Annotated in this window: 17 protein-coding genes and 1 pseudogene; 11 read left to right on the top strand and 7 right to left on the bottom strand. The window is 74.7% G+C overall.

From position 1 onward, the window contains the following. The 7 genes and pseudogenes from F8274_RS19455 to F8274_RS19425 form a co-directional block, all read left to right on the top strand. Positions 1 to 359 (top strand): annotated as a pseudogene (locus F8274_RS19455) (DNA polymerase Y family protein); the annotation flags it as partial. A 282-nt stretch (positions 360 to 641) separates the two neighbouring features. Beyond that, positions 642 to 4,007 (top strand): error-prone DNA polymerase, encoded by a 3,366-nt coding sequence (locus F8274_RS19450; RefSeq protein ID WP_151463803.1) that lies wholly within the window; start codon positions 642 to 644, stop codon positions 4,005 to 4,007. Between the two features lie 96 nt (positions 4,008 to 4,103). Next, positions 4,104 to 4,283: a hypothetical protein gene (locus tag F8274_RS19445; protein WP_091268414.1), complete on the top strand. Its 180-nt coding sequence runs from the start codon at positions 4,104 to 4,106 to the stop codon at positions 4,281 to 4,283. Between the two features lie 14 nt (positions 4,284 to 4,297). Further along, on the top strand, positions 4,298 to 5,047 hold the full coding sequence (locus tag F8274_RS19440; RefSeq protein WP_192579892.1) for a methyltransferase domain-containing protein: 750 nt from the start codon (positions 4,298 to 4,300) through the stop codon (positions 5,045 to 5,047). Then, positions 5,044 to 6,207: an alkaline phosphatase family protein gene (locus F8274_RS19435; RefSeq protein ID WP_151463801.1), complete on the top strand. Its 1,164-nt coding sequence runs from the start codon at positions 5,044 to 5,046 to the stop codon at positions 6,205 to 6,207. Before F8274_RS19440 ends, F8274_RS19435 begins: the two co-directional genes overlap by 4 nt. A 44-nt stretch (positions 6,208 to 6,251) precedes the next feature. Next, positions 6,252 to 7,511 carry a DNA polymerase IV gene (locus F8274_RS19430; RefSeq protein WP_151463800.1) on the top strand — a complete coding sequence of 420 codons (1,260 nt, stop codon included), beginning with the start codon at positions 6,252 to 6,254 and terminating at the stop codon, positions 7,509 to 7,511. A 115-nt stretch (positions 7,512 to 7,626) separates the two neighbouring features. Next, positions 7,627 to 8,022 (top strand): DUF3040 domain-containing protein, encoded by a 396-nt coding sequence (locus tag F8274_RS19425; protein ID WP_091268111.1) that lies wholly within the window; start codon positions 7,627 to 7,629, stop codon positions 8,020 to 8,022. Positions 8,023 to 8,292: 270 nt separating this feature from the next. Here the strand turns inward: F8274_RS19425 and F8274_RS19420 are convergent, their stop codons facing one another. The 3 genes from F8274_RS19420 to F8274_RS19410 are packed head-to-tail and all read right to left on the bottom strand — an operon-like array spanning position 8,293 to position 13,127. Continuing rightward, positions 8,293 to 10,761, bottom strand: coding sequence for a DUF3488 and transglutaminase-like domain-containing protein (locus F8274_RS19420; protein WP_151463799.1), 2,469 nt, complete (start codon positions 10,759 to 10,761; stop codon positions 8,293 to 8,295). A 16-nt stretch (positions 10,762 to 10,777) separates the two neighbouring features. Next, a complete protein-coding gene (locus F8274_RS19415; protein WP_151463798.1) occupies positions 10,778 to 12,076 on the bottom strand; it encodes a DUF58 domain-containing protein in 1,299 nt (432 codons plus the stop codon). 1 nt (position 12,077) lies between these two features. Then, entirely contained in the window at positions 12,078 to 13,127 is a 1,050-nt protein-coding gene (locus tag F8274_RS19410) for a MoxR family ATPase (RefSeq protein ID WP_151463797.1), read from the bottom strand. Positions 13,128 to 13,389: 262 nt separating this feature from the next. Between F8274_RS19410 and F8274_RS19405 the strand changes: the two genes are divergently transcribed. Next, complete coding sequence (locus tag F8274_RS19405) at positions 13,390 to 14,184, top strand: cysteine hydrolase family protein (RefSeq protein ID WP_151463796.1); 795 nt, start codon at positions 13,390 to 13,392, stop codon at positions 14,182 to 14,184. Positions 14,185 to 14,398: 214 nt separating this feature from the next. After that, positions 14,399 to 17,239, top strand: coding sequence for a leucine--tRNA ligase (leuS, locus tag F8274_RS19400; protein ID WP_151463795.1), 2,841 nt, complete (start codon positions 14,399 to 14,401; stop codon positions 17,237 to 17,239). A gap of 58 nt (positions 17,240 to 17,297) precedes the next feature. On the opposite strand, the gene F8274_RS19395 is transcribed toward leuS, so the two are convergent. Genes F8274_RS19395 through F8274_RS19380 form a run of 4 tightly spaced genes read right to left on the bottom strand, consistent with a single transcriptional unit; the run spans position 17,298 to position 20,733 of the window. After that, entirely contained in the window at positions 17,298 to 18,062 is a 765-nt protein-coding gene (locus F8274_RS19395) for a phosphotransferase (RefSeq protein ID WP_151463794.1), read from the bottom strand. A gap of 1 nt (position 18,063) precedes the next feature. Next, the gene (locus tag F8274_RS19390) at positions 18,064 to 18,777 is read right to left on the bottom strand and encodes a TVP38/TMEM64 family protein (protein ID WP_151463793.1); all 714 of its coding nucleotides are present in this window, start codon (positions 18,775 to 18,777) and stop codon (positions 18,064 to 18,066) included. Then, on the bottom strand, positions 18,774 to 19,496 hold the full coding sequence (locus tag F8274_RS19385; protein ID WP_151463792.1) for a type 1 glutamine amidotransferase: 723 nt from the start codon (positions 19,494 to 19,496) through the stop codon (positions 18,774 to 18,776). The genes F8274_RS19390 and F8274_RS19385 overlap by 4 nt, the downstream gene beginning before the upstream one ends. Beyond that, positions 19,486 to 20,733 (bottom strand): MurT ligase domain-containing protein, encoded by a 1,248-nt coding sequence (locus F8274_RS19380; protein ID WP_151463804.1) that lies wholly within the window; start codon positions 20,731 to 20,733, stop codon positions 19,486 to 19,488. The genes F8274_RS19385 and F8274_RS19380 overlap by 11 nt, the downstream gene beginning before the upstream one ends. A 355-nt stretch (positions 20,734 to 21,088) precedes the next feature. On the opposite strand from F8274_RS19380, the gene mraZ reads away from it, so the two are divergent. Both mraZ and rsmH read left to right on the top strand, forming a co-directional pair. Continuing rightward, complete coding sequence (gene mraZ / locus F8274_RS19375; RefSeq protein ID WP_073831045.1) at positions 21,089 to 21,520, top strand: division/cell wall cluster transcriptional repressor MraZ; 432 nt, start codon at positions 21,089 to 21,091, stop codon at positions 21,518 to 21,520. A gap of 204 nt (positions 21,521 to 21,724) precedes the next feature. Continuing rightward, positions 21,725 to 22,809: 16S rRNA (cytosine(1402)-N(4))-methyltransferase RsmH (gene rsmH, locus F8274_RS19370; protein WP_151463791.1), on the top strand; the 1,085-nt coding region annotated here is incomplete at its 3' end.

Genomic DNA, 22,809 nt, shown 5'->3' with positions numbered 1-22,809 from the left:
GTCCGGGCGGCGAACGCCGCGGCGTCGACCCGGTCGATCGGCTCGTCGTGGTCGGCGGTGACGGTCAGGTCGGCGGGCGGCTGCCGGACCGCGAGCGGCCGGTCGTCCCGGCCGGTGGCGAGCCGGTCGTGGTCAGCGCCCGGCTGGCGGTCAGCGCCGCGCCGGCCCGGCTGACCGTCGGCGCCGGCCGGCCGGCCGAGGTCGTCGGGTGGGCCGGCCCGTGGCCGGTGGACGAGCGCTGGTGGGCGCCGGCCGAGGCCCGCCGCCGGGCCCGGTTCCAGGTCTGCCTGGCCGACGGGGCCGCCCTGCTGCTCGCGGTCGAGGGCGGCCAGTGGCTGGTGGAGGCGATCTATGACTGAGCGGCGTGCCTTGGCCGCGCGGCACGCCGGCGTGCCGCGTTGGCTCCTACCCGCCGGAGGCTACGAACGTGATGACGTGAACGGATCGCCGCCGGCTTCCGCGCCTGCGCCTGCGCCTCCTTTCGCGCCCGTGCCCGCGATTCATTCGCGTCATCACGTTCGTGGTCGGCCAACGGTCATCAGCCTCCCGGCGAGGGTGGAGCCAGATCTTGGAGGAATTCGGCCCCTCAGGGGGCCGCGAGGTTCCAAGATCTCGACGCGGAACCGCCCGGGAGGCGGCCGGTGAGCTTCCACAACCCGAAGATGCCCTGGTCGGAGCTGGAGCAGGTGCTCTCCGGGCGGCCCGGCAAGGGGCGGCCCAGGGGCGAGCGGCACCTGCACGTGGTGGACCCGCTCGCGGTCGACGCCGACGGCGGCGACTCACCGGCGTGGAGCCGCAAGCGGCAGGAGTACGCGCCGCCGGAGCTGCCCCGCCCCGACGACGCGGTGCCCTACGCGGAGCTGCACGCGCACTCCAACTTCAGCTTCCTCGACGGCGCCAGCCACCCGGAGGAGTTGGCCGAGGAGGCCGCCCGGCTGGGGCTCACCGCGCTCGCCGTCACCGACCACGACGGCTTCTACGGCGTGGTGCGCTTCGCCGAGGCGGCCCGCGCGCTGCACCTGCCCACGGTCTTCGGCGCGGAGCTCTCCCTCGGCCTGCCCGGTCCCCAGAACGGCGAACCGGACCCGCACGGCGCGCATCTGCTGGTGCTGGCGCACGGCCACGAGGGGTACGCCCGGCTCGCCGCCACCATCGCCTGGGCCCAGCTGCGCGGCGGCGAGAAGGGCCGCCCGGTCTACGGCGAGTTGGAGGAGGTCGCCGCCGAGCTGCGCGACCACGTGCTGGTGCTCACCGGCTGCCGCAAGGGGCACGTGCCCGGCGCGCTGCTCACCGAGGGCGTCGACGCGGCGGCCCGGGAGCTGGAGCGGCTCACCGCGCTCTTCGGCGCCGAGACGGTGGCCGTGGAGCTGACCGACCACGGTCACCCGCTCGACGCCGACCGCAACGACGCGCTGGCCGAGCTGGCCGCCGCGGCGGGGTTGCCCACGGTGGCCACCAACAACGTGCACTACGCCACCCCGGGGCGGCGCCGGCTGGCCACCACCGTGGCGGCGGTGCGGGCCCGGCGCAGCCTGGACGAGATCGACGGCTGGCTGCCCGCCGCCGCGACCGCCCACCTGCGCAGCGGCGCGGAGATGGCGGCGCGGTTCGCCGCGTACCCGGGGGCGGTGGCCCGGGCCGCCGAGTTCGGCGCGGAACTCGCCTTCGACCTGCAACTGGTCGCGCCGCAGCTGCCGGCGTACCCGGTGCCGCCGGGGCACACCGAGATGAGCTGGCTGCGTCACCTCACCATGGCCGGCGCCCGGGAGCGCTACGGCCCGCCCGAGGCGCACCCGGAGGCGTACGCGCAGCTGGAGCACGAGCTGCGGATGATCTCCGACCTCGGCTTCCCCGGCTACTTCCTGGTGGTCTACGACATCGTCGCGTTCTGCCGCGAGCAGGACATCTACTGCCAGGGCCGGGGTTCGGCGGCCAACTCGGCGGTCTGCTACGCGCTGCGGATCACCAACGTGGACGCGGTGCGGCACCGGCTGCTCTTCGAGCGGTTCCTCGCCCCCGAGCGGGACGGCCCGCCCGACATCGACGTGGACATCGAGTCGGACCGCCGGGAGGAGGTGATCCAGCATGTCTACGCCCGGTACGGCCGGGAGCACACCGCCCAGGTCGCCAACGTCATCTCCTACCGGCCGCGGTCGGCGGTGCGGGACGTGGCCAAGGCGTTCGGCTTCTCGCCCGGGCAGCAGGACGCCTGGAGCAAGCAGATCGACCGCTGGGGCTCGGTCGCGGCGGTCGACGTGGAGGACATCCCGGAGCAGGTGGTGGCGTACGCGAACGAGCTGCAGACGTTCCCCCGGCACCTGGGCATCCACTCCGGCGGCATGGTGATCTGCGACCGGCCGGTGATCGAGGTCTGCCCGGTGGAGTGGGGGCGGATGCCCGGCCGCAGCGTGCTCCAGTGGGACAAGGACGACTGCGCGGCCGTCGGCCTGGTCAAGTTCGACCTGCTCGGCCTCGGCATGCTCTCCGCGCTGCACTACGGCTACGACCTGATCGGGATGAGCCTGGACCTGGGCGACATGACCCTGGACGACCCCGAGGTCTACGACATGCTCTGCCGGGCCGACTCGGTCGGCGTGTTCCAGGTGGAGAGCCGCGCCCAGATGGCCACCCTGCCCCGGCTCAAGCCCCGCGAGTTCTACGACCTGGTGGTGGAGGTGGCGCTGATCCGGCCGGGCCCGATCCAGGGCGGCTCGGTGCACCCGTACATCCGGCGCAAGAACGGCCAGGAGCCGGTGACCTTCGCGCACCCGCTGATGCGCAACGCGCTGGAGAAGACCCTCGGCGTGCCGCTGTTCCAGGAGCAGCTCATGCAGCTCGCCATCGACCTGGCCGGCTTCGACGCGGCCGGGGCGGACCAGCTGCGCCGGGCCATGGGGGCGAAGCGCTCGGTGGAGCGGATGGCGCAGATCGCCGACCGGCTCTACGCCGGGATGGCCGAGCGGGGCATCACCGGCGAGCTGGCCGACGACGTCTACCGCAAGCTCACCGCGTTCGCCAGCTACGGCTTTCCGGAGAGCCACGCCATGAGCTTCGCTTACCTGGTGTACGCCAGCTCCTGGCTGAAGCGCTACCACCCGGGCCCGTTCCTGGCCGCGCTGCTCAACGCCCAGCCGATGGGCTTCTACTCGCCGCAGACCCTGGTCGACGACGCCCGCCGGCACGGCGTCGAGGTCCGCCGGCCGGACATCAACGCCAGCGGCGCGAAGGCGGTCCTGGAGTCCACGCCGGAAACCCGGTGGGGGAGCCAGCCGGGCGAGCCGCCGCACGCCTGGGGGCTGGGCGGCCCGGCGGTCCGGCTGGGGCTGTCGGGCGTGCGTACCCTCGGCGACGAGGTGGCCGAGCGGATCGAGGCGGAGCGGACGGCCCACGGGCCGTACCGGGACATGCCGGACCTGGCCCGCCGGGTCGGCCTGACCGCGGCGCACCTGGAGGCGCTGGCCACCGCGGACGCCTTCGCCTGTTTCGGGCTGACCCGGCGGCAGGCCCTCTGGGCCGCCGGCGCGGCGGCGCAGGACCGGCCAGGGCGGCTGCCCGGCACGGTGACCGGCACGACTCCGCCCACCCTGCCCGGGATGGAGGCGGTGGACCGCCTGGTCGCCGACGTCTGGGCCACCGGCCTGTCCCCGGAGAGCCACCCGGCCCGGTTCATCCGGGAGCGGCTGGACGCCCTCGGCGCGGTGCCGATCGCCCGGCTGGGCCGGGTGGAGCCCGGGCAGCGGATCCGGGTCGGCGGGATCGTCACCCACCGGCAGCGGCCGGCGACCGCCGGCGGGGTCACCTTCCTCAACCTGGAGGACGAGACCGGCATGCTCAATGTCACTTGCTCCCCGGGGCTCTGGCAGCGCTACCGTCGAATCGCCCGCACCAGCGGCGCGCTGGTGGTGCGGGGCCGGTTGCAGCGGCACGAGGGCGTCACGAGCCTCACCGCGGACCGGCTGGACGCGATCGAGCCGCCCGTCACGCCGGCGTCCCGGGATTTCCGCTGAGTGGAGTGATCCACATTACGGTTTCCGGGCCCCGGAGGCGGGAGACTCCCGGCACGGGTGGGCAGAGTGGCCCACCCGGGTATGGGGGATGAACCGATGACCTTTCACAGCACGTACCCCGGTGGCGTGGCCAACGCCCGGCGGACCCGGCTGGGCGCCGGTTGGGCGCCCACCCACGAGGTGGAGCCGCGGGAATATCAGGTGACCGACGGACCGGTGGCCAACGCCCAGCGGTCCCGCGCCGAGGAGGATCCCGCCGGCGGTGGCGAGTCCTGACCCCGGGCCCGGGGGTGACTAGGCTCGGCGGCGTGGACCGGACCCGAACCCTGACCCCCCGCACCGCCGTCATCTGGGCGGTGCTCCGGGCCGAGCTGGACCGGCGGGCCGGCGAACGGCTCACCGTCCTCGACGTCGGCGGCGGGACCGGCGGCTTCGCCGTCCCGCTCGCCGAGGCCGGCCACCGGGTCACCGTCGTCGACGCCAGCCCCGACGCGCTCGCCGCGCTGACCCGCCGGGCCGCCGAGGCCGGGGTCGCCGAGCGGGTACGCGCCGTGCAGGGCGACGGCGACGCCCTCGCCGGGCTGGTCGAGCCGGCCACCGCCGACCTGGTGCTCTGCCACTCGGTGCTGGAGGTCGTCGACGACCCCGCCCCGGTGGTCGCCGCGCTGGCCGCCGCCCTGCGCCCCGGTGGCGCGGCCAGCGTGCTGGTCGCCGGCCGGGCCGCCGCCGTGCTGGCCCGGGCCATGAACGGCCACCTGGACGTGGCCGCCGCCCTCGCCACCGACCCGGCCGGCACCGCCGGCCCCCGGGACACCCTGCGCCGCCGCTACGACGCCGACGGCGCCACCGCACTGCTCGCCGCCGCCGGTCTCGCCGTCGAGGAGATCCACGGCGTACGCGTGCTCGCCGACCTGCTCCCGGCCGCCGTGGCGGACGGCCAGCCGGCCGCCCTGGTCGAGCTGGAACGGGCCCTGGCCGCCCGGCCGCCGTACCGCGACCTCGCCGCCCAGCTGCACCTGTTCGCCCGCCGCCCGGCATGACCGGCCCGGCCGTGGACCCGCTCGACCGGGTCGCGCCCCGCTACGGCGGCGGCAGCCTGGCCGACGTGCTGCCCAGCGCGCTCGCACTGCTCGGCGTGCCCGGCGCCGCCGACCTGCTCGGCCTGACGCCCCGGCTGGCCGGGGTACGCCGGATCGCCGTGCTGCTGGTCGACGGGCTCGGCTGGTACCAGATCCCCACCGCCGCCCCGTACGCGCCGACGCTCGCCGGGCTGGCCGCCACGGTCGGCGTCCCGCTCACCGCCGGTTTCCCCTCCACCACCCCGACCAGCCTGGTCAGCCTCGGCACAGGCACCCCGTCCGGCGCGCACGGGGTGCTCGGCTTCAAGGTGCGGGTGCCCGGCACCGACCGGGTGCTCAGCCACATCGAGTGGGCCGGCGACCCGGAGCCGCTGCGCTGGCAGCCCGTCGCCACCTGGTACGAGCGGGCCCGCGCCGCCGGGGTGGCGGTCACCGTGGTCAGCCGCCCCGAGTACGGCGGCAGCGGCCTCACCCTGGCCGCGAACCGCGGCGGCGACTACCGGGGCGCGGCCGGCGCCGACGCGGTCGCCGAGCGGATGCTCGCCGCCCTGTCGGCCGGTGCCGGGCCGACACTGGTCTCCGGCTACCACCCCGACCTGGACCGGCACGGGCACCTCAGCGGCGTGGACTCCGCGCCGTGGCGGCTGGCCGCCGCCGAGGTGGACCGGCTGCTCGCCCGGCTGGTCGACGGGCTGCCGCCGGACGCCGCGCTGCTGGTCACCGCCGACCACGGGCAGCTGAACGTGCCCGACGGGCACCGGATCGACCTGGACACCGACCCTCGGCTGCGGGCCGGCGTCCGGGTGGTGGCCGGCGAGCCCCGGGTCCGCTACCTGCACGTCCAGCCGGGCGCCACGGCCGACGTGGTGGCCGCCTGGTCGGCGGTGCTGGACGGCGCCGCGCGGGTGCTGACCCGGGCGGAGGCGGTGGCCACCGGCTGGTTCGGCTCCGTGCCGGAGGCGCACCTGGGCCGGATCGGCGACGTGGTGGTGGTCTGCCACGGCACGTACGCGGTGGTCGCCACCCGCTCGGAGAAGCCGATCGAGTCCCGGCTGGTCGCCTACCACGGCGCGGACACCGCGGCCGAGATGACGATCCCGCTCCTGATGGTTCGCGGCTGACCGCCCCGGGCGGGACTGTCGGACCGGGCGGCTAGCCTGCGGGGATGGGCCGCAGCCAGTCGTTGCCCCGGGGCGGTGATCCGCGCTTCGGGCCGGACGCCGACGACACCGACTGCCCGATCCTGCACGTCGACATGGACGCCTTCTTCGCCTCGGTCGAGGTGCGCCGCCGCCCCGAGCTGCGCGGCCAGCCGGTCGTGGTGGGCGGGATCGGGCCGCGCGGTGTCGTCAGCTCGGCCAGCTACGAGGCCCGCCGCTTCGGCGTCCGCAGCGCCATGCCCACCGCCCGGGCCCGGGCGCTCTGCCCGCAGGCGGTCTACCTGCCGCCCGACTTCACCGCCTACTCGGCGGCGTCCCGGGCGGTCATGCGGATCTTCCGCGACGTCACCCCGCTGGTCGAGCCGCTCTCGCTGGACGAGGCGTTCCTCGACGTGGCCGGCGCCCGGCGGCTCTTCGGCGCCCCCACCGAGATCGCCCGGCTGATCCGCCGCCGGGTGGCCGAGGAGCAGGAGCTGACCTGCTCGGTCGGGGTGGCGCCGAGCAAGTTCGTGGCCAAGCTCGGCTCCACCCGGGCCAAGCCGGACGGCCTGCTCGTCGTGCCCGCCGCCCGGGTGCTGGAGTTCCTGCACCCGCTGCCGGTGGCCGCGCTGTGGGGGGTGGGGGAGCGGTCCGCCGAGGCCCTGCACCGGCTCGGCCTGCGCACCGTGCGCGACCTGGCCGAGGCGTCGCCGGGCCTGCTCCGCCGGGCGGTGGGCGAGGCGTCCGCCGGCCACCTGCACGAGCTGGCCTGGGGGCGGGACCCGCGCCGGGTCTCCCCGGAGCACGTGGAGAAGTCGATCGGCGCCGAGGTCACCTTCGACACCGACGTCACCGACCCGGCGGAGATCCGGCGCGCGCTGCTCGCCCTGGCCGAGAAGGCCGGCGCCCGGCTGCGCGCGGCGGGCCAGGTCGGGCGCACCGTGTCGCTGAAGGTCCGGTTGGCCGACTTCCGCACGGTGAGCCGCTCCCGCACGCTCGGTGTGCCCACGGACACCGCCCGGGAGATGTTCGACACGGCCTGGGCGCTCTGGACCGCCCTGGCCCCCGGCGAGCCGGTCCGCCTGGTCGGCGTCCGGATGGAGGGGCTGGCCGCTGCGGAGGAGACGCCGCAGCAGCTCACCCTGGGTGCGCCCGAGCGCGGCTGGCGGGAGGCGGAGGCGGCGGCCGACGCGGCGGCCGCCCGATTCGGGCGGTCCGTCATAGGTCCGGCCAGCCTTCTCGGGAAGCGTGATCCCCGGCGAGTCGAAAAACCGACCCGGCCGTAGGTCGTCCCGCTTTCCGACGCGCGGGCCCCCTCGTAGACTTGCGGGTAAGCAGCCGGTTGGCTGCCACGGTCTGTCGGCCCGCCCGGGTCGACCAATGTGACCGGGGAGGAGTGCCGTGCCGCTCTCGGAGCACGAGCAGCGGCTGTTCGAGCAGATCGAGCGGTCGCTTGCCGAGGACCCCAAATTCGCCTCGGCCGTGCGCGCCAGCGACCCGCGTTTCCACGCGCGGCGTCGCGTGCTCGTCGCTGCCGGCGTGGTCATCGCTGGTCTGGCCCTGTTGATCTACGGTGCCGTGATCAAGACGCCCCCGCTGGCCGTGGCGGGCTTTGTCGTCATGCTGGCCTCGTTGGGCTACGCGGTGCAGTCGCACCGCCGATCCCAGTCGCCCGACCTGCACGTGGTCGGCGGCACGACGAGCCGTCGTCGTCCCCGTGGCCGCAGCGGCCGCCGGGGCTCCTTCCTCGACCGGATGGAGGACCGCTGGCGGCAGCGCCCGGAGGGCCACCGCTGAGCACGTCCCGCCCCTGAGGGGCGGGCCCGCGCGACGGCGACCTCGCCGGGCACCGCCCGGCGAGCGTGGCCGCTTCCGCGCGCCCCGATCCAACCGGCCCCACGCCGCCCCCCACGCCCCAACGCCGCGTTGATCAAGAGGTTTGCGTCGGCGCGGGCCCGTTTCCTGACGCAAACTTCTTGATCAACGCGTGCCTGAGCCAGGACGGGGGGCCGGGTTCGGGACCCGGTCCGGCCTGCCGGCGGGGGAGCGCCGGCAGGCGGAACCGGGTCAGCGGGCCGGTCGGCCCGCCAGGAGACGACGCGGGTCCCAGCGCAGCATCCGCTGCCGCACCTGCCCGGTCGTGGTGACCAGTCGGGTCGAGCGTTCGGTCAGGGCGGTCCGCCAGCGCAGCAGCACCGACGGCGGCAGCAGGGCCGCCAGCAGCCGGGTACGCCGGTCCGCCCGCGCCGCGAGGGCGCCCCGCACCGATCGCAGGGCCGGCTGCAGCTCGTCGCCGGTCAGCGGGTCGCGGGCGTAACGGGCCCGCTCCTCGGCCCGCCCCAGCAGCCGGACCCCCGTCACCGCGCCGGCATCCTCGACCAGCGTTTCCCGAACCAGCCGCTCGGCGGTCGTCCGGGGGGTCTCCGTCAGGTCCACCCGGACGTGGAAGTCGACAAGCGTGTCCAGCAGCTCGTCCCAGGCAGCGTGCGCGTCCGCGCGGGCCCGGTCGGCGTCCACGCCGACCACGATCTCGCGCGCCTCGCCCCGCTGCCCGGGCACGGCGGCCAGGGTGGTGGCCGCGGGCACGGCCGCCCGGGCGCGCCGGCGCCGCCGCAGCGCGGAGCGGCGCAGGGCCGGCACGGCGAGCAGCACCAGCAGGGCGAGCACGCCGGCCACCCACCACGGCCAGACCGGGCTCTGCCGGGTCGGACCGCTGTCGCCGACGGCCAGGCCCTGGTCGGCGTCCTTGTCGAGGCGGTCCGGGTCCTCCGCGCCGGTCGACGGGTCGACGCCCTCGGGAGCGGCGGTGCTCCCCGGCACCGGCGTGACGTCCTCCGGGGCGTCGGTGTCCGGCGCCCAGGCCGAGCGGACCGACCCCTGGACGCTCGCCGCCGGGGTGGCGTCGAACGGCACCCAGCCGATGTCGGCGAAGAAGACCTCGGTCCACGCGTGCAGGTTCTTGTTGGTCAGCACGTAGGTGCCACCGCCGGCGTTGCTGCCGTTGCTGAAGCCGAACGCCACCCGGGCCGGGATGCCGGCCGCCCGGACCAGCCACGCCATCGCCGCGGCGTACTGCTGGCAGAAGCCCACCTTGGTGGCGAGGAAGTCAGTGATGTCCTCCCCGCTGGTGCCGTTGCGGGTCGACAGGGAGTAGGTGAACCCGTTCTCCACCGAGAAGTAGTCGTAGATCGCCCGGACCTTGTCGTAGTCGTTCGTGCGGCCCTCGGTGAGCTGGTCGACGAGCCGCTCGACCGTGCGGACGACCGGCGTGGTGGTCTGCTGCCGCAGCACGGGGTCGTCGGCCGGCAGGGACGGCGCGGCGCGCAGCGCCGCCGGGCTGAACGTCGAGCGGACGTAGTCGAACGCGTAGCGCTTGCCCCGGGAGCTCTCCCGGTTGGAGAAGACGATCTGCAGATTCGTGTCGTAGAGCCAGCTGCCGCTCAGGTCGTCGGTCTTCACCGGCTCCGAGTAGACCGGCAGCAGCGGCATGGTGAGGTTCTTGGTCACCTCGACGCTGGCCCGGTAGCGCTGCTGCGTCACGCCCCGGCGGTCGCGCTCCGTCGGGTCCGGCAGGTTCCGGTTGGCCGGCCGCCCGGTGGGGACCCGCACCCGGAAGCCGTCCGGCCGCAGCTCGTCGGCCACCCCGAAGCGCAGGTAGAACGGGGCCGGCTCGTTGGTGGTCACCTTGACCAGATCGGTCACCTCGGTCTGGTTGAGCTGGCCACTGAGCGCGGCGAAGAGGTCGATCCGGCCGGGGCTGCCGCCCTGGCCCGGCCGCCCGTTGCCGGTGCCCGTGCCGTCGCCGACGGCGCTCATGAGCCCGCCGGTCATCCCGGGCACCGCCAGCGGCAGGGCCACCGCCAGCACCACCCCGACCACGGCCAGCCGGCGGCCCGCCGCGGCCAGCGGCGACGCCTCCCAGACGTCGACGTCGCGCCCCTCGCCGGTGAACCGGCGGCCGAACCGGCGTACGCGGTCGACGTTGTCGGTGACCAGCAGCCACAGGTAGCCGCAGGCGCCCACCACGAACGGGGTGGCGGGGACGCTGTCCACGTAGACCGCCACGGGCACCGAGTAGATGGCCAGCATGGGCAGCCCGGCCAGCGCCGGGCGGCGCAGCCCGACGGTGAGCACGTCGACGACCACCGCCACCACGCCGATGCCGAGCACGGCGAGGAAGAGCAGCGAGTCCACGTCCGGCACCTGCACGCCGTAGGAGCGCATGTCCGACAGCGACTCGTGCAGCAGGTCGCCGAAGTGGGCGAAGGTGGCCGGGGTGGGCACGAACGCGAAGAACTCGGTGCCGCCCGGGAAGACCCAGGTCAGGCCGAGCGTGAGACCGGCCAGCATGGCCAGCACCTGGCCCCACAGCGGCGCCCGGGCCAGCCGGCTCAGCGCGGCCGCGCCGGCCACCACGGCGACCACGATGGCCGCCTGGACGAGCCAGGTCCAGCGCTCGAAGATCGCCGACAGCGGGGCCGCCGCCAGCAGGGTCGCCGCCGCGGCGACGAACCCGAGGTTGCGGTGCGCGGTCACGAATCCACCCTTCCGGTCATCGCACGCCTCCGGCCACCGTCTCGGCCAGCGCCGCCCGCAGCGCGAAGCCCTGCGACCCGCGGCCCGCCTGCGGCCAGAGCATCGGCAGCCGGTTGCCGTGCTCCACCCCGATGACCCGCCAGCCGCTCTGCAGCAGGGCGAGCGCGGCGGCGCCGTGCGCGTGCTCCGCCTCGGCCCGGGCCTTCGGCGGCAGGTTCAACCACGTGTTGCTGTCGAGCAGGAACGCCACGCAGGTGGCGCCGTTGCCGCGCAGCCCGGCCAGCAGCTCGGCCTCGGCGGTGCCGAGCGTGCCGAGGAGCGCGATGATCAGGCCGCCGTCGGACCGCTGCCGGACCTGCTGCACCAGCGTGGTCAGCTCGCCGCGCTTGTCGAGGTGCACCTCGGCGAGGTGGTCGAGGAGCAGCCCCTCCCCGCCGGCCTCGGTGGCGTCGACGTCCGCGCCGGAACCGGTGACCAGGCGCAGCTTGTAGCCGGCCTGCCGCAGGTGCACCGCGATGCTGGCGGCCGTCGACACCGCCCACTCGAAGCTCGCGGTCGGCCCCTCGCCCCGGTGCCCGGCGGCCCGGGTGTCCAGCACCACGGTGGCCCGGCTCTCCCAGGGCTGCTCCTCCCGGCGCACCATCAGCTCGCCGGTGCGGGCCGTCGACTTCCAGTGCACCCGGCGCAGGTCGTCGCCCATCCGGTACTCCCGGGTGGCCGCGTCGTCCTCGCCGTGCACCGCCACCGAGCGGGCCCGGCTGTCGCCGCTGCCCGCGTACTCGCCGGGGAGGCGGACCGGTGGCAGCGAAGTGACCTGCGGGATCACCGTGAGGTGGTCGGTGCTGGGGAAGGCCCGGCTCAGCTCGCAGAGCCCGAACGGGTCGGTCAGCCGGATCACCAGCGGCCCGACCTCGTAGCGGCCGCGCACGTCGGCCCGGACCGTGTAGGCCACCGAGCTGGCCTGGTGGGCGCCGAGGCGCTCCAGCACCACCCGCGGGCGGCTGCCGAGCGCGTAGGGCAGCCGGTCCTCCAGCAGCAGGGTGCCGGTGGGCAGCCGGGACAGGTTCTGCAGCCGCAGCACCACCCGCGAGTTGGCCCCGACCGGCACCCGGTGCGGCTCCAGGGACCGGTTGCACGCCAGCTTGTAGCGGCTGCGCCCGACGTAGGCCGCCGCGAGCAGCGGCAGGATGGCGAGCAGGACGGCCACCCGGAGCAGGTCCTTCTCGCCCAGGATGGCGGCGGAGATCGCGGCGGCCACCGCGGCCGCCAGGAAGGATCGGCCGCGGGTGGTCAGCCCTCGCAGCCCGTCGCGCACCTCACGGCCTCCGCGGCTCGTACGGCCCGCGACCGGTGGTGCCGGGCCGGGTGTCGTAGGGGGAGCGCTTGCGGTCGTGCGGGAGCGGCAGGCGGTGCACCAGCTCGGCGACGATCGCGTCGGTGGTGCGCCGGGCCAGCTGCGCGTCGGCGGTCGGGATGATCCGGTGCGCCAGCACCGGCACCGCGAGGGCCTGGAGGTCGTCGGGCAGGACGTAGTCGCGGCCTTCCAGGGCGGCCACCGCGCGGGCGGTGCGCAGCAGCTGGAGGGTGGCCCGCGGGGACGCGCCGAGCCGCAGGTCGGGTGCCTCGCGGGTGGCGGTGACCAGGTCGATGGCGTACTGCTTCACGGCGTCGGCGACGTGCACCTGCCGGACGTGGCCGATCAGCCGGCGGACGGTGACCGCGTCGGAGACCGGCCGCAGCTCGTTCAGGGGGTCGGTGCCGCCGTGGCCGTCCAGCATGGCCAGCTCGGCGCCCGCGTCCGGGTAGCCCATCGCGATCCGGGCGGTGAACCGGTCGCGCTGCGCCTCCGGCAGCGGGTAGGTCCCCTCCATCTCGATCGGGTTCTGCGTCGCGATCACCATGAACGGGGTCTGCAACTGGTAGGTCACGCCGTCGACGGTGACCTGCCGCTCCTCCATGCACTCCAGCAGCGCCGACTGGGTCTTCGGCGAGGCCCGGTTGATCTCGTCGCCGACGACCAGGTTGGCGAAGACGGCGCCCGGGCGGAACTCGAAGTCGTGCGTCTCCTGGTTGTAGACGCTGACACCGGTGACGTCGCTGGGCAGCAGGTCGGGGGTGAACTGGATGCGGCGCACCGAGCAGTCGATCGACCGGGCCAGCGCCTTGGCCAGCTTGGTCTTGCCGACGCCCGGCACGTCCTCGATCAGGAGGTGGCCCTCGGCGAGCAGCACCGCCAGGGCGAGCCGGACGGTGGCCGTCTTGCCCTCGATGACCTGCTCGATGTTGGCCACGATGGCCTCGCTGGCGGCGCGGAACTCGTCGTGCGGCAGCAGACCGCCCACCTCGTCCCAGGTCTGTTGTGTCACGGGCCTCCTCCTCGTCGCCGGACGGCAGCTCTGAATAGAGCACCTGGACCCGCCGTTGGGTTCGCGACGCCGAGCCTCTTCTGCCGCAAGAATCTCACTGGTCTCTCAGGCTAACCATGTTTCTCGTTGTCGCCGACCCCCGCAGGCCGTCGGCCGGTTACGCCCGGAATATTCGCCGGACCGGGGGACGTGTGGCCGGCTCGCCCCCGGGTAGCCCCGCTCCGGCTCCGGTGCCGGGAGCGGCGGGGAGGGAGGTGGGCCGGTGCGCTCGGATCGGGACATCTACGGGGACACCGGTGACGGCGGGGTCCGGCTGGGCGGCGGCGCGGCCCGCTGGCACCTGTACGACGACCACGTGCACCTCACGCCCCACCACACCGGCGGCCGGCTGGCCCGCTTCGACGCCGAGCTGCTGCCCTTCGTCGAGGACCTGGACGCCTGCGCGCTGGCCGTGATCGACATGCAGAACGACTTCTGCTCCCCGGGCGGCTGGACGGACCGCTCGGGGCTGGACCACACCGCCTGCCGGCAGGCGATCCCCGGGGCGGTACGTGCCGTGGAGGCCGCCCGGCGGCACGGCATGCCGGTCATCTGGATCTACTGGCACAACCGGCCCGACCTGCGGAACCTGGGCGCCCCGACGCTCTGGTCGTTCAAGCACCGCAGGGACCAGGCCGGCATCGGTCAGGAACTGGACCGGGGGCGGGTGCTGACCGAGGGGTCCTGGGGCGCCGCGCTGGTCGACGAGTTGGCGGCGCTGGCCGGCCCGGACGACATCCACGTGGCGAAGTTCCGGATGAACGGCTTCCACGGCACCCAGCTCGACCAGGTGCTGCGCACCCAGGGGCTGCGCACCCTCTTCCTGTCCGGGGTCAACGTCGACCAGTGCGTGAGCACCACCATGGAGGACGCCTACTTCCGGGACTACGCGGCGGTACTGCTGACCGACGCCACGGCCACCTCCAGCCCCGGCTACTGCAAGGACGCCGTCGTCTTCAACGCCCAGCAGTGCTGGGGTTTCACCACGGACACGGAGCGGTTCGCCGCGGCCGGCTGACGGCTCGGGCGTCCCACCTGCTGGTGGCGGTCGCGTCGCCGGATCCGGCGGAGGGGTACACTGCCGTTCATGGCCGGAGTCTTCCTGCTTCTTACCGAGCCGTGCTGATGCGCTGAGCGCGCGACAGCACGGCGGCCCCTCCTGCGCGAGGGGCTTTTTTGTGCCCGCAGCAGACCTCCCATATCCGACATGACCCGCGCCGAGGAGACACGCCATGAGTGAGGCAGCCGCACCGGCGACCGACATCCCCCCGTTCCGGTACACCGCCGCCCTGGCCGAGGAGATCGAGCACCGCTGGCAGGACACCTGGGAGCGGGAGGGCACCTTCCACGCGCCGAACCCGGCCGGCCCGCTGGCCGACCCGACCCACCCGCGCGCGGGCGCCGAGAAGCTGTACGTGCTCGACATGTTCCCCTACCCCTCGGGCGCCGGCCTGCACGTCGGCCACCCGCTGGGCTACATCGGCACCGACTGCTACGCCCGCTACCAGCGGATGGCCGGGCGCAACGTGCTGCACGCGATGGGCTTCGACGCGTTCGGCCTGCCCGCCGAGCAGTACGCGGTGCAGACCGGCACCCACCCCCGGACGACCACCGTGGCCAACATCGAGCGGTACAAGGAGCAGCTGCGCCGGCTGGGGCTGGGCCACGACGAACGGCGGTCGGTGGCGACCATCGACACCGACTTCTACCGCTGGACCCAGTGGATCTTCCTGCAGGTCTTCAACTCCTGGTACGACGCGGACGCCAGGAGGGCCCGCCCGATCGCCGAGCTGATCGCCGAGTTCGAGGGCGGCACCCGCCCCACCCCGGACGGCCGGCCGTGGGCCGAGCTGACCGTGGGCGAGCGGCGGAAGATCGTCGACGACCACCGGCTGGCGTACGTCTCGGAGGCGCCGGTGAACTGGTGCCCGGGCCTGGGCACCGTGCTGGCCAACGAGGAGGTCACCGCCGACGGCCGCTCCGAGCGGGGCAACTTCCCGGTCTTCAAGCGGAACCTGAAGCAGTGGATGATGCGGATCACCGCGTACGGGGACCGGCTGCTGGAGGACCTGGACACGCTGGACTGGCCCGAGCCGATCAAGCTGCAGCAGCGCAACTGGATCGGCCGGTCGACCGGCGCGCACATCGACTTCCCGACCGAGCGCGGCCCGGTCCGGGTGTTCACGACCCGGCCGGACACCGTCTTCGGCGCCACCTACATGGTGCTGGCCCCCGAGCACGAGCTGGTCGACGTGCTGGTGCCGGCCGCCTGGCCGGAGGGGACCCGGGACGCCTGGACCGGCGGGCACGCCAGCCCGCGGGCCGCCGTCGAGGCGTACCGGAAGGCCGCCGCGGCCAAGACCGACGTGGAGCGGCAGGCGGAGACCAAGGAGAAGACCGGCGTCTTCGTGGGCGCCTGGGCGACCAACCCGGTCACCGGCGGGCAGATCCCGATCTTCATCGCCGACTACGTGCTGGCCGGCTACGGCACCGGCGCGATCATGGCGGTGCCCGCCCAGGACGAGCGGGACTGGGAGTTCGCCGAGGTCTTCGACCTGCCGATCGTGCGCACCGTGCAGCCGGCGGAGGGCTTCGACGGCAAGGCGTGGACCGGCGAGGGCCCGGCCGTCAACAGCGCGGCGCCCGACCGGGGCCTGGACCTGAACGGCCTGGGGGTGGCCGACGCCAAGGCGCGGATCATCGAGTGGCTGGAGGCCAACGGCCACGGCGCCGGCGCGGTCACCTGGCGGCTGCGGGACTGGCTGTTCTCCCGGCAGCGCTACTGGGGCGAGCCGTTCCCGATCGTCTACGACGAGACGGGGGCGCCCATCGCGCTGCCCGAGTCGATGCTGCCGGTCGAGCTGCCCGAGGTGGACGACTTCTCGCCGAAGACGTTCGACCCGGAGGACGCCGACAGCAACCCGGAGACCCCGCTGTCCCGGCGGCGCGACTGGGTGGAGGTGGAGCTGGACCTGGGTGACGGGCCGAAGCGCTACACCCGGGAGACCAACGTGATGCCGCAGTGGGCCGGCTCCTGCTGGTACGAGCTGCGCTACCTGGACCCGACCGACTCGCGGCGCTTCGCCGAGCCGGAGAACGAGGCGTACTGGATGGGGCCGCGCGGCGCGGGCGACTGCGGGGGCACCGACCTGTACGTCGGCGGCGCCGAGCACGCCGTGCTGCACCTGCTGTACGCCCGCTTCTGGCACAAGGTGCTGTACGACCTTGGCCACGTCTCGTCCTTCGAGCCGTTCCGCCGGCTGTTCAACCAGGGCTACATCCAGGCGTACGCGTTCACCGACCCGCGCGGCGCCTACGTGCCCGCCGAGGAGGTCGTCGAGGTCGACGGCCGGTACTTCCACGGCGAGACCGAGGTCCGGCGCGAGTACGGCAAGATGGGCAAGTCCCTGAAGAACGTCGTCACTCCGGACGACATGTGCGCGGCGTACGGCGCGGACACCTTCCGGGTGTACGAGATGTCGATGGGTCCGCTGGAGGTGTCCCGCCCCTGGGAGACCCGGGCGGTGGTCGGCTCGTACCGGTTCCTGCAGCGGGTCTGGCGGGCGGTGGTCGACGAGCGGACCGGCGCGCTGCGGGTCACCGACGCGCCGGCCGACGAGGCCACCCGGCGGCTGCTGCACAAGGTGATCGACGGGGTCCGCGGCGACATGGAGGCGATCCGGTTCAACACCGCGATCGCCAAGCTGATCGAGCTGACCAACGGGCTGACCCGGCTGGCCGAGACGCCGCGCGAGGTGGCCGAGCCGCTGGTGCTGATGGTGGCCCCGTTCGCCCCGCACATCGCCGAGGAGCTGTGGCGGCGGCTGGGCCACGACACCTCGCTGGCGTACGCGGACTTCCCGACCGCCGACCCCGCGCTGCTGGTCGCCGAGACGGTGACCTACCCGGTGCAGGTCAACGGCAAGGTCCGGGGCCGGGTGGAGGTGGCCGCCGACGCGTCCGAGGACGACGTCCGGTCGGCCGCCCTGGAGGCCGTCGCCGGCGCGCTGGCCGGCAAGGAGCCGCGCAAGGTCATCGTGGTGACGGGCCGGATGGTCTCGGTCGTCGCCTGACCGTGGGGTCCATCGGAGGCGCGTCCCGCGTTCGGGGCGCGCCTCCGGCGCCTTCCGGTCACGCGGCGGCGAGCGTCGCCTCGACCGTCGCGCGGTGCCGGCACAGCCAGCCGTGCCAGTCGCGTACCGCGTCGACCGCGCCCGCCGCCCGCAGCCGGCGCATGCCCGGCTCGTCCCGGTCGGCGCCGGCGTCGATGCCCCGCCAGGTGCCGTCGAGCTGGTCGAGCATGACGGCGACCAGTTCGCCCCGGGGCAGGGCCACCCCGGGGGCTGCCGCCTCGTAGGCGTCGCACAGCAGCCGGCAGCGCCGGGCCAGCTCGGCCGGGTCGGCGTCGCCGCCCAGCGCGGCCCAGTGCCAGCCGGCGAACGCCACGTCCTCGATCCGCCGGCCGGGTCCGGCCAGGTCCCAGTCCAGGAACGCCACCGGCAGCGGCCCGGCCGGGGCGTCCCGGTAGACCGTGTTCTTGGGCGACAGGTCCCGGTGGCAGACCGTCTCCGCCGTGCCGGCCAGCGGGCTCCCGGCGCACGCGTCGTGCAGCGCCCGGATCAGCTCGGCCAGCCCGGTGAGGGCCCGGTCGGCGAAGAAGGCCGGATCCTCCCGGTCCCGCCAGGGCACCCGCCCGGCGAGGTGGGTGAGCACCTGCCGGCCCTGCTCGTCCACCCCGAGGTGGCGCGGCGCCAGGCCGGGCGCGGCCGTGGCCAGGTGCCGCAGCAGGGCCGTCACGAACGTGGCCCGGGCCGGGGGAGTGCGGCGTACGGTGTCGCCGATCCGGATCACCTCGGTGACGAAGCCGCCGGGCAGCCGCTCCTCCGCGGCGGCCATCTCAGCTCGGGCCCAGCCGGCGGTGCCGCTCCGCGCGCCACCAGCGGTGGATGATGAGCACGCTGGCGATCAGGCCCAGGCTGGCCGGGGCGGCGGCGTACCAGTTGATCGAGCCGGGGGAGCTGACCGCCGCGCCGATGGCCGCGTAGCCGATGGCGGTGGGTGCGGCGGCGATCACACTGCCGGCCAGGAACGGCAGCACCCGCGCCCCGGTGGTGCCGTAGCCGTAGCTGACCAGCCCGAACCCGGCGATCGGCAGCAGCCGGACGGTCATCACGCCGAACACGGTCTGCCGGGCGAACCAGCCGTCCAGCCGGGCCAGCCGGCCACGGATCCGCTCGGCGACGAACTGCCGGCCCAGCAGGCGACCGACCGCGAAGCCGAGCGCCGCCGCGAGCAGCGCCGCGCCGAGGGCGTACGCGGCGCCCTGCACCGGGCCGAAGATCGCCCCGGCGGCCAGCGTGACGAAGGTACGCGGGACCAGCGCCACGAGCAGCAGCGCGCCGCCCACCACGGCGGCGACCGGCGCGTACCCGCCGAGCGACTGGGCGAGCCGGGGCAGGTCGCCCGGGTCCGGGCGGGGGACCAGCAGCAGCGTGACCCCACACGCGGCGAGCAGCAGGAGCAGCAGCGCGAACCGGCGCGCCGACGGCTGCCGGAGCAACCGGACGAGCCGGCGGGTTCGTCGCCGCCACGGTCGGGCGGCGCCGATCATGCCCTCGCGGCGGCGGCCACCGCGGTGCGGCGCTCGGACCGGAGCCGGTCGGCCCACGTGTCGTCGAGCGGGGGGAGCTGGTGGACGCCGGTCGCCCAGCGCAGCAGCAGGTCGGCCAGGGCGGGGTTGCGGGCCAGCGCCGGCCCGTGCGAATAGGTGCCGAGCAGCTTGCCGCGCCAGGCGCCCTCGGTGGTGCCGTCGTTGCCGACCCCGGCCGTCACCCGGGCCAGCGGCGACACGCCGGGGCCGAGGTGGGTCCGCCCGCCGTGGTTCTCGAACCCGGTCAGGTAGGGGATCCCCAACCGCGGGTCGACCTCGCCGGCCAGCTCGCCGACCGCCCGGGCGGGACCCCGGTCGGAGGAGATGTCGAGCAGCTCCAGCCCGGTGCACCGGGTGCCCTTGGCGAAGAAGGAGGTGCCGAGCAGCTGGTAGCCGGCGCAGACGCCGAACACGACCGAGCCCTGGGCCACCGCCCGGTGCAGGCCGCCGTCGGCGATCAGCCGCTGCGCGCCCAGCGCCTGCGGGCCGTCCTCGCCGCCGCCGATCAGGTAGATGTCGGCGGTCGCGGGCAGCCGCTGGTCGGAGCGGACCTCCAGCACCTCGACCGGCATGCCGCGCAGCTGGGCCCGGCGGGCCAGGATCAGCGCGTTGCCCCGGTCGCCGTAGGTGGACAGCAGGTCGGGATAGATCCAGACGATGCGCAGGCTCTCAGTTGACACGGTCCAGCTCCGCTCGGATGTCCTGGAAGGCGGTGTAGTTGGCGATGACCTCGAGCCGGCCCGGCGGCACGGCCCGGACCGCGTCGTCGAAGGTCCGGACGTGCTGGAACGGCACGCCGTTGACGTCGAGCCGGACCGCCAGGTCGTACGCCCGGTCGCCGGTGATCAGCACCTGCCGGCCGCCCAGCGGGGAGAAGTCGACGTCGAACAGCCAGGAGGTGTCCATCCCGTCGGGGTCGCGCGCGTTGATGGAGAGCAGTGTCGGCGCCACGTCGGCCATGTCGAACGCCTCCAGCCAGCTGGCCGGGTTCTTGGCCAGCAGCAGCCGGATGTTGCGCCCGTCCCGGTCGACCTGGGCGTAGCGGCCGGCCACCGAGGTGACCGAGCCGAGCCGGGAGACCGCGTCGACGGGGCGTACCCCGAACTCGGCGGCGACCGCCAGCGCGGTGGCCGCGTTGCCGAGGTTGACCTTGCCGGGGAGCTGGAGCTGCACCTTGTGCCAGGCGCCGGTGGGGTCGAGCACCCCGTCGTCCTCGACGGTCCACTGCGGCTGGGGGCGGCGCAGCGGGCAGCCGGTGCACCACCACTGCTCGCCGGAGCGCTGGATGGTGGAGCCGCACTCGGGGCAGACCCAGGAGTCGTCGTGCCAGCGCTGCCCGGCGCTGAACCAGGTGACGTGGGGCGGGACGTGGCCCTGGGCCGGGTCGGCCGGCGGGGTGGCGGCCCACACCACCATCGGGTCGTCGGCGTTGGCGACCACCCGCACGTCGGTGTGCCGGACCAGCGCGGCGCGCCAGAGCTGCGCCATCATGGCGACCTCCTTGGCCCGGTCGAGCTGGTCGCGGGAGAGGTTGAGCAGCGCCACGACGTGCGGCTCGGTGGCCTCCAGCACCTGGGCGAGGTAGTGCTCGTCGACCTCCAGCACCGCGTAGGGGGTACTGCCGGCCTTGGCCAGCGCCGAGGTGTGCCCGGTGGGCATGTTGGCGCCGAAGGAGTTGGTGGCGACCCGGCCGAGCACGCCCACGGCGGCGGTGGTGAGCCGGGTGGTCGTGGTCTTGCCGTTGGTGCCGGACACCAGGGCGATGGCGCGGCCGGTCGACAGGTGGGCGAGCAGGTCCGGGTCGATCTTGAGGCCGATCCACCCGCCGATGACCGAGCCGTCGCCACGGCCCGCGGCCCGCGACAGCGCCGCGGCGGTCCGCGACACGGAGCTGGCCACCTTTGCCCGCAGGGGCATCTTCGCGTCCGTCACCCGAGCGAGGTTACCGGACCACCGGGCCCCCCAGATCGCCGCCGACGGCGATCCGTTCGGCCGGGGACGTCCGGCGGACGGCCATGGCGCGCTCCGCCGGACGGAGTCGATCAATGTCGGGAAGCGGACCGCCCTCGGGGCGCGCCGCGCCCCTCCACTCCGCCCCACCCCCGTTGACGTGCTGTTTTGCGCGCGCAAACGCCGCGCCACGCGGGCGTTTCTGGTTGCGGGTGGAGGGAAGTGGAGTAGAGTGGGGCGCGATGGTGAGGCCGGGAGGGCCACACCGGCCCGGGGGGTCAGCGGCGCCGCGAACGCCGCTCAGGGCGAGGGGGTTGGGCCGATGTTCCTCGGCACCCACACTCCGCGCCTGGACGACAAAGGCCGGTTGATCCTTCCGGCGAAGTTCCGGGACGAGCTGGCGGGGGGTGTCGTGATCACCAAAGGGCAGGAGCGCTGCCTCTACGTCTTCCCGATGCCCGAGTTCCAGCGGATCGCCGACCAGTTGCGCGCGCAGCCGATGACGAGCAAGGCGGCCCGGGCCTACAGCCGGGTCTTCTTCGCGAGCGCGCACGACGAGGTGCCGGACAAGCAGGGACGGGTCACCATCCCCGGGCATCTCCGGTCGTACGCCGCGCTCGACCGCGACCTGGTCGTGATCGGCGCGAGCACCCGGGTGGAGATCTGGGACAGGGCGGCCTGGGAGGCCTACCTCGCGGAGAGCGAAGACGACTTCGCCGACATCGAGGAGGGGGTGCTGCCCGGCGGTCTGTAGGGCGTGACGGCGCCCGACGTACTGCGAGATCTCCACCCGCTTTCGAGTTCCTGGCACCCCTTCCCCGGTGCCAGGCGCACGATCCGATACGGAGGGCCGCGGCCTCCGGCGGGCGGGAGCGGATGGGGATCTGGCGGTATGGCGAGGCGCCGTGACGACGACGGACACAGGGACGGAAGCGGGATTCAACCAGTGGGGGTCGAGATGGGGGAGCTACGCGGCACGCACGTGCCGGTGCTGCTCGAGCGGTGCCTCGAGTTGCTGGCCCCCGCGCTGGGCCGGCCCGGCCGCACCGTCCACGTCGACGCCACGCTCGGCCTGGCCGGGCACGCCGAGGCGGTGCTCGAGGCGCACCCGGACACGGTGCTGATCGGCCTGGACCGGGACACCGAGGCCCTCGCCCACGCGCGGGTCCGGCTCGCCCGGTTCGCCGACCGGATCCACCTGGAGCACGCCGTCTACGACGAGCTTCCCGAGGTGCTCGACCGGCTGGGCTACCCGGCGATCGACGGGATCCTGTTCGACCTCGGGGTCTCGTCCCTGCAACTGGACGCGCCCGACCGCGGGTTCGCCTACGCGCAGGACGCGCCGCTGGACATGCGGATGGACCAGACCCGGGGGGTGACCGCCGAGGAGGTGGTCAACACCTACTCCCACCCGGACCTGGCCCGGGTGCTGCGGGTGTACGGCGAGGAGAAGTTCGCCGGGCGGATCGCCTCGGCGATCATCCGGGAGCGCGAGCGCGCGCCGATCACCTCGTCGGCGCGACTGGCCGAGCTGGTCCGGGAGAGCATTCCGGCACCAGCCCGACGAACCGGGGGACACCCGGCAAAGAGAACGTTTCAGGCTTTACGGATCGAGGTAAACAGGGAGCTGGCAGCGCTGGAGACGGCGCTGCCGGCCGCTCTGGACGAGCTCACCGTGGGCGGCCGCATGGTGGTCCTGTCCTACCACTCGTTGGAGGACCGGCTCACCAAGCAGGCGCTCGCCGACCGGGTCCGCAGCAAGGGCCCGGTCGACCTCCCGGTCGAACTGCCCGGGTCGGGTCCGACGTTCCGGCTGCTCAGCCGGGGCGCGGAGCTGCCCGGGGAGGCCGAGGTCGCGGCGAACCCGCGTGCCGCCTCGGTGCGGCTGCGGGCCGCGGAACGGCTCGACCCGGAGGCGACCCGGCAGGGGCGTACCGACCGCGAACGGTACCGCCGCCGGGTGAAGGCGATGCACCAACCGGGGACGGGGTCACCGGGGTCCGGAACGGGCCCGCGGTCGGCGCCGGGGGATGGGAACGGGAC

This window comes from Micromonospora sp. AMSO31t, assembly GCF_008868175.1.
GTDB lineage: Bacteria > Actinomycetota > Actinomycetes > Mycobacteriales > Micromonosporaceae > Micromonospora.
Note: the sequence above shows the minus strand (reverse complement) of the source record. Positions and strands in the feature narration are given on the sequence as shown.

Excerpts from the sequence above, each read along its gene's own strand:
- F8274_RS19390 (WP_151463793.1), bottom strand. The coding sequence starts at position 18,777 with ATGATCGGCGCCGCCCGACCGTGGCGGCGACGAACCCGCCGGCTCGTC.
- F8274_RS19395 (WP_151463794.1), bottom strand. The coding sequence starts at position 18,062 with ATGGCCGCCGCGGAGGAGCGGCTGCCCGGCGGCTTCGTCACCGAGGTG.
- F8274_RS19435 (WP_151463801.1), top strand. The coding sequence starts at position 5,044 with ATGACCGGCCCGGCCGTGGACCCGCTCGACCGGGTCGCGCCCCGCTAC.
- leuS (WP_151463795.1), top strand. The coding sequence starts at position 14,399 with ATGAGTGAGGCAGCCGCACCGGCGACCGACATCCCCCCGTTCCGGTAC.
- F8274_RS19430 (WP_151463800.1), top strand. The coding sequence starts at position 6,252 with ATGGGCCGCAGCCAGTCGTTGCCCCGGGGCGGTGATCCGCGCTTCGGG.
- F8274_RS19380 (WP_151463804.1), bottom strand. The coding sequence starts at position 20,733 with ATGCCCCTGCGGGCAAAGGTGGCCAGCTCCGTGTCGCGGACCGCCGCG.
- mraZ (WP_073831045.1), top strand. The coding sequence starts at position 21,089 with ATGTTCCTCGGCACCCACACTCCGCGCCTGGACGACAAAGGCCGGTTG.
- F8274_RS19445 (WP_091268414.1), top strand. The coding sequence starts at position 4,104 with ATGACCTTTCACAGCACGTACCCCGGTGGCGTGGCCAACGCCCGGCGG.